Raw genomic sequence first — 3255 nt, 5'->3', positions numbered from 1 at the left:
ACCCGCTCTCAGGAGGCCTGTTCATGCCCGCCGGTTCGGAGGGGGACGATCTCCTGTCCGGTAAATCCGGAGGCGAGACGCTGGATGGCGGCCCCGGGAACGATACGGCAAGCTATGCAACCGCCACGACAGGCGTCATCGCGAGCCTGGCCAGTGGCGCCGTCGGCTTTGCGCCGCGCCTCATGCCGCTCGGCGATTCCATCACCTTTGGCGTTCAGTGGGAAACCGCTGGCGGCTATCGGGGGCCACTCTGGGACCTCACCGTCGCGAACGATCTGGCGATAAACCTCGTCGGTTCGGTCGTCGGCGGGAATATCGAAGACGCTGACAACGAAGGCCATCCCGGCTGGACGATCGACCAGATGGACGCCAACGTCGCCACCTGGATTGGAGCGGCCAACCCGGACGTGGTGCTTCTGATTGCCGGGACGAATAACACCAAGGGCAACCCGCTTCCGACGGCCACCCAGATACTCAACAAGCTCTCGCGCCTGATCGACGACATCGCTGCTCAGCCAAACGCGCCGAGGCTGTTCGTCGGTCCGATCCCGCCGATGACGGACGATCAGCCGGCCACCCGTATTGCCCTGGCCCAGGCCTACAATGCGATGATCCCTGACCTCATCGCACAGAAGCGCGCCGCAGGCATCGACGTCACCTATGTCGATATGAGCGACCTGACGCCGGCCGACATCACCGCGCCGCCGCACGACCCCGGATTGCATCCGAACCCCTCCGGCTACACCAAGATCGCGGCCAACTGGTACGAAGCGCTTGTGACGAGGCTCGGCGGCGACAACAACGCGCTGTCACGGACGGCGTCCGACCAACTTGTCTCGATCGAGAACCTCGAGGGTTCGGCGTATCGCGACGTCCTCACCGGAGACGGCGGAGCCAACAGGCTGGTCGGCCTCGGCGGGGGGGACCTCCTTAACGGTGGAAGCGGCGCGGATACTATGATCGGCGGCGTCGGCGACGACACCTATTACGTCGATGATGCCGGCGATCAGGTGGTCGAACGCGCCGGCGAAGGACGGGACACGGTCCGGACGATATTCACCAGCGTTACCTTGGCCGCCAACATCGAGAACCTGACGTTTATCGGCTCGGGCGACTTCGCCGGGACAGGCAACGAGCTGGCTAATCTGATGACCGGGGGATCTGGCGCCGACACGTTGAGCGGAGGGCTGGATAGCGCAAACGACACGCTGGCGGGCGGTGCAGGCGACGACGTCTACGTCGTCAGGGCCGGTGACCTCGTCAACGAAAGCGTCGGGGCCGGACGAGACGGAGTCCAGACGGACCTCACGACCTACATCCTTCGAGCGGAGGTGGAGGACCTTATCTACACGGGTTCCTCACCTTTCAAAGGGTTCGGCAATGCGAGCGACAATCTGATCATAGGGGGCGGCGGGAACGACGCTCTGAACGGTCTGACGGGCGCAGATACGCTCCAGGGCGGCGCGGGCGGTGACAGCTATACGGTCGACCATGTCGGCGACGTGGTCAGCGAGATCGATGCGGTCAGCGGCGGCGATGCGGGGGGCACGGACACGGTCAAGACCACGCTCGCGAGCTACACGCTGGGAAGCTTCATCGAGAAGCTCACCTTCATCGGCCTCGACGCCCTCGTCGGCTTCCGGGGAACCGGCAACGAGCTCGTCAACAAGATCACCGGCGGGCCCGGAGCCGACACGCTCAGCGGCGGATCCGACGGGCTCAAGGACACACTCCTGGGCGGGGCGGGAAACGACACCTACATCGTTCAGCTCGGCGACGCGGTAACGGAGAACGCCGATGCCGGTCAGGACAGGGTCCAAACCGCGCTCTCCGTCTACGTCCTCCCGCTCAATGTAGAGGAGCTCGTTTTCGCCGGCGTTGGCGGCTTCAACGGCGGCGGCAATAGCGCCGACAACCTGATCGTCGGCGGCGCCGGCCTCGACACCCTTTCGGGCGGCCTCGGCGCGGATACGATCACAGGCGGAGCCGGCGTAGATATAATCCAAGGGTCACGCGCGGAGCTCAACGGCGACCTGATCAGCGACTACGATGGCGACAAGATCGTACTCAGCCAAAGCCTGGCGAGTGGGGCGAATGTGCAGCTCGACACCACCGGATCCAACACGTTGCTCAGGATCGACGGCGACAACAACGGCCAATTTGAAACCGTCATCACCCTGCAGGGGGCCGTTCGCGGTGAACTCGTCGTCGAGAGCGGCAACGGCCTTAGCAACAACGTCATAAGCCTGGGCGTCCCATCGCTCAGCCTGGCCGCGACGAACGCCGCCAAGGCGGAGGGCGACAGCGGCTCCACCACCTTCACCTTCACCGTCACGCGCTCGGGCGACCTGTCCGCCCCCGCCACGGCGGATTGGGCGGTGAGCGGATCGGGCGCGTCTCCAGCCAACGCCGCCGACTTCGGCGGCGCCCTGCCGAACGGCCAGGTCGGCTTCGCCGCGGGCGAGAGCTCTAAGGTGATCACGCTGAATGTGGCGGGGGACACGGCGTACGAGCCTGAAGAGGGCTTCACCGTCACCCTCTCCAACCCCTCAGGTGTCGCCATCCCTCAGGCCACGGCCACAGGCTCTATCATCAACGACGACACCGCCGCGTCGTCGCTAAGCCTCGCCGCAGCCAACCCCATCCAGGCGGAAGGGAACAGCGGCTCCACCACCTTCACCTTCACCGTCACGCGCTCGGGCGACCTGTCCGCCCCCGCCATGGCGGACTGGACGGTGAGCGGATCAGGGCTGTCGCCGGCCGGCGCCGCCGACTTCGGCGGCGCCTTGCCGAGCGGTCAGGTCAGCTTCGCCGCTGGCGAGACCTCCCAGCTGATCACGTTGGATGTGGCGGGCGACACGGCCTTCGAGCTGGATGAGGGCTTCATTGTCACCCTCTCCAATGCCACCAGCGACACCGCGATCATCCAAGCCACCGCCGCCGGCTCGATCAGCAACGACGACACCTTCACCCTGCTCGGCACCAGTGGCGCCGACCTCCTGAACGGCGGAGCTGTCGGCGATACGATCCAGGGGCTGGCCGGAAACGACAAGATCTACGGCAACGCGGGCGATGACGTTTTGAACGGCGACGACGGCGACGACACGGTCTCCGCCGGCGATCAGAACGATTTCATTCGCGGGGGGGCGGGTGCGGACGTCCTCAAGGGCAACAACCACAACGACACCCTGGTGGGCGGCGCCGGCGCAGACAACCTGACCGGCAGCTCGGGCCTGGACGTGTTTCGGTTCGAGA

Annotated in this window: 1 protein-coding gene; it reads left to right on the top strand. The window is 65.7% G+C overall.

What is annotated here, in order from left to right; genetic code table 11:
• Positions 1-23 precede the first annotated feature (23 nt).
• On the top strand, positions 24-3255 hold a 3232-nt coding region (locus ACILRF_RS15640; protein ID WP_395674519.1), incomplete at its 3' end, for a GDSL-type esterase/lipase family protein.

This window comes from Phenylobacterium sp., from assembly GCF_044236515.1.
Taxonomy (GTDB): domain Bacteria; phylum Pseudomonadota; class Alphaproteobacteria; order Caulobacterales; family Caulobacteraceae; genus Phenylobacterium.
This window is presented reverse-complemented; position numbering and strand designations above follow the sequence as displayed.